The sequence below is a fragment of the Streptomyces anatolicus genome (genome assembly GCF_019400875.1).
GTDB classification, from domain to species: domain Bacteria; phylum Actinomycetota; class Actinomycetes; order Streptomycetales; family Streptomycetaceae; genus Streptomyces; species Streptomyces anatolicus.
The window spans coordinates 1-3640 of the sequence record NZ_WMBF01000574.1; the positions used below are offsets into that span (position 1 = coordinate 1).

The 3640-nt window shown below is 73.2% G+C and carries 4 protein-coding genes; 2 read left to right on the forward strand and 2 right to left on the reverse strand.

Annotation, left to right across the window (positions count from 1 at the left end; genetic code table 11):
* On the forward strand, positions 1-953 hold a 953-nt coding region (locus GKQ77_RS29725), incomplete at its 5' end, for an FAD-dependent monooxygenase (RefSeq protein ID WP_219692215.1).
* Between the two features lie 181 nt (positions 954-1134).
* Complete coding sequence (locus tag GKQ77_RS29730) at positions 1135-1683, forward strand: antibiotic biosynthesis monooxygenase family protein (RefSeq protein WP_219692216.1); 549 nt, start codon at positions 1135-1137, stop codon at positions 1681-1683.
* 73 nt (positions 1684-1756) lie between these two features.
* Here GKQ77_RS29730 and GKQ77_RS29735 read toward each other — a convergent pair whose 3' ends face one another.
* Together GKQ77_RS29735 and GKQ77_RS29740 are read right to left on the reverse strand one after the other, a co-directional pair.
* Positions 1757-3307, reverse strand: coding sequence for an MFS transporter (locus GKQ77_RS29735; RefSeq protein WP_219692217.1), 1551 nt, complete (start codon positions 3305-3307; stop codon positions 1757-1759).
* A partial coding sequence (locus GKQ77_RS29740) for a phosphopantetheine-binding protein (RefSeq protein ID WP_258022198.1) occupies positions 3294-3640 on the reverse strand: 347 nt, incomplete at its 5' end. The genes GKQ77_RS29735 and GKQ77_RS29740, both read right to left, overlap by 14 nt.

The following is a 3640-nucleotide window of genomic DNA, read 5'->3' on the forward strand; positions in this document are numbered from 1 at the left end:
CCCCCTACGACCACCTGCTCTCCCTCCCCCAGGCCCACCTGCTCGACGAACTGCTGCTGCACTGCGAGAAGTTCGACGGCTTCCGGTACCTGGACGGCCGCCGTGTCGGCGCGCTGCTGCGGGACGGGGAGCGGATCAGCGGCGTGAGTGCCGACGGTCCGGGCGGCCCGGTGTCGGTGCGCGCCCGGTGCGTGGTCGGCGCGGACGGCAGGTTCTCCAAGGTGCGCCGCCTCGCGGGGATCGGTGCGGGCCGCGAGGAGAGCTTCGATCTGGACGTGCTCTGGTTCAAGCTGGACGCGGGGCCGCGCCCGGCCGGCGCGGGCGAACCGGAGCGTGACGTACGGGTGTTCAGGTCGGGCGGCAGCCCGGTGCTCGCGTACGACTCCTGGCCGGACCGGATCCAGGTCGGCTGGACCCTGCCGCACAAGGGCTACCAGGAGGTCGTGGCCCGGGGCATCGACCATGTCAAGCGGGAACTGGCCGCCGCGGCACCGCCGTACGCGCGCTTGATCGAGGAGCAGATCCGCTCGCCGCGCGACCTGACCCTCCTGGACGTCTTCTCCGGGCGGGCCGAGCGCTGGGCCGCCGACGGCCTGGTGCTGATCGGGGACGCCGCGCACACCCACAGCCCGATCGGCGCGCAGGGCATCAACCTGGCGATCCAGGACGCGGTGGTGCTGCATCCGGTCCTGGTGGACGCGGTGCGCTCCGGCGACACCGGTGCGGCCGCCCTCGGCGAGTTCGAGCGGCGCCGGGCGCCGGACATCGCGGCGATGATGCGGATCCAGCGGGTGCAGAGCAAGGCCATGCTCTCCACCGGCGCCTTCGCCACCAAGGTGCGGCCCCGGCTGGCCCGCGTCTTCCGGCACACCCCGGTCTACCGCAAGGTGCTGCGCGCCATCGCGTACGGCAATCCGGCCGTCCGGATCGCGGAGGACCGCTTCACCGGCTGATCTCCCGGCCGGCCCCCCTGACGGTGCCCGCAGGCTTCCCCCGGCCTGCGGGCACTTCCACGTGCGTTCGAGCCGGGCTCGACGGCGCCCCGACCCCTCGTACGAAGGGTGGGGCCTGACCGTACGTACGTACGTACGCGCACTCCCCCCGAAGACACGAAGACACGAAGGGATCCACACCGTGCCCGACACGCACACCTCCCCCGACGACGCGCAGATCGCCGTCGTCGCCCGCCTCACGCTCAAGGAGGGCCGCGAGGGCGACGGCGCCGAGCTGGAGAGCGCCTTCGCCGACTACCGCGCGCAGGCGCTGACCATGCCCGGCATCCGCGCCATCGCGCTGCTGCCCGCCCTCGACCGGCCCGGCGCGTACGTCAGCGTCACCGTCTGGCAGGACGGCGCCTCCTTCCGCAACGCCAACACCCAGCCCGCGTTCACGGTCTTCCGGGTCTTCCTGAAGGAGATCGTGGACGTCGAGAGCGACAGCGGCGCCGTCCTGGAAGGGGCCGACGCCCTCCCGGCGCTCCTGGGCGCGGGCGGCGGCGGCGTGCTGCGCGTGACGGTGTCGCGGGCGGGGCGTCCCGGCGCCGAGGGCGCGGCCGGCGCGGCGGCCCGCGTGGTGGCGGCCTCGAAGCTGTACGAGGGCGGGGCTCTGGAGCTGACCCGCTGGGCGGATGGCGAGCAGGCGGGTGCGGCCGAGGGCTCCGAGCTGTACCGGGTGGCGGTCTGACCCGGGCGCGCATACGCGAACAAGCCCCGGCGGACTCGCCCGCCGGGGCTTGTTCATCGGTGCGGTACGGGAGTCAGGCAGCCTCCTGCTCGTCCGCCGCGCCGAGCCGTACGTCCGGCATGAGGAAGGCGAGGACGAGCGCCAGCAGCATGAGTCCCGCGGCGGTCAGGAAGACGGTGTCCACGGCCGACGCGTAGGCGTGCGTCAGCTTGTCGCGCAGCTCCGGCGGCGCGGTGCGCAGGGCCGCCACCGCCTTGCCCGCGCTGCCCCGCGCGCTCTCCGGCACACCGTCGGGCAGGAGGGCGAGGAAGCGGTTGTTGAGCAGTTCGCCGAGGACGGCGACGCCGAAGCCGCTGCCGAGGGTCATGAAGAAGCGGGTGCCGGTCGTCGCCACGCCCAGCTGCTCGGGCGGCGCCGAGGCCTGCACGGTCTGCAGCACCACCTGGACGACCCCGCCGAGCCCGAAGCCGAGCAGCACCAGGAGCACGCCGAGGTGGAGTGCCGACGTGGTCTCGTCGACGGTGCCGAAGAGCGCCAGGGTGACCACGGTGATGGCCGAGTTCAGCAGCAGGACCGGCTTGTAGCGCAGGGTCCGTGAGATGAGCTTGCCGGAGCTGAACATGACGACGATCACCCCGATCGCCATCGGCGCGAGCCGCTGCCCCGCCGACTGCGCGCTCAGCCCGCGGGCGACCTGGAGGTACGTCACCACGTACGCGGTCACGGCGAGCACCGTGAAGCCCGCGAGGAACTGGAGCGGGGCGGCGATCCGGAAGACCGGGTCGCGGAAGAGCGACGGCGGCAGGATCGGCTCGGCGGCCCGCGTCTCCCACCAGGCGAACGCGGCGACGAGCAGCAGGCTGCCCGCGCTCAGACCGAGGATCTGCGGCGACGACCAGGCGTACTCGGTGCCGCCCCACTGCGCGATCAGGAGCAGCCCGGCTGCCGCTGCCGTGACCAGGGCGGCGCCCGGCAGGTCCACGCGCCGCTCCCGCTGGTGCGCCCGGGGCGGCAGGCGCAGCGCGAAGAGGGTCGCGACGACGGTGAGCAGGCCGAGCGGCAGGTTGACGTAGAAGATCCAGCGCCAGGACAGGTGCTGGCTCAGATAGCCGCCGAGCAGCGGGCCGACGATGATGCCGAGGGCGACGAGGCCGCCGCCGACGCCGGAGCCGCCCGCGCGTTCCTTGGGCGGGTAGAGCGTGGCCATGATGATCAGCGTGAGGCTCATCAGGCCGCCGCCGCCCAGGCCCTGGACCGCGCGGAAGGCGATCAGCTGGCCCATGTTCTGGGCGAGGCCGCAGAGCGCGGACCCGGCCATGAAGGTGACGATCGCGAAGAGGTAGACCTTCTTCGGCCCGAACAGGTCGCTGAGCTTGCCGTAGAGCGGCTGCGTGGCGGTGGCCGCCAGCAGATAGACGCTGAGCAGCCACGGCAGCAGGCTCATGCCGTGCTCGGGGTCGAGGTCGCTGGTGATCGGCAGGGCGGCGGTGGCCACGATGTTCTCGTCGAGCAGGGAGAGCAGCATGGCGGCCATGGCGCCGACGGAGAACAGGGCGAGCCGCCCCGTCGACATCAGGGGCTCGTCGGAGGCCTCCGGGGCCGTCGCGGTGCTAGCGGCGGGCATCCGTGGGGCCCTCCGTGTCCTTGGCGTCCTCGCGCAGTGACTGCAGGGCCTCCCACAGGTCGCCCGGGGTGGCGAAGGTGCCGCCGGTCAGGAGGTGTTCGGGGAACCGCACGCCGTACGCCGTCTCCAGGCGTATGAGCAGTTCGACCGTGGCCATGGACTCGAGCCCGGCCTGCGACAGGTCGTAGTCGACGGTGAGCGGGGCGGCGTCGTGGCGGGCCGCGGCGGGCAGCGCGGCGGTGACCAGGCGCGCGAACTGCTCGTCCCAGGGGCAGGGGACGTGCGTCATGCTCTCGTTCTCTCTTTCCGGGGTGGGGGCCTTCAGGGGTGAAG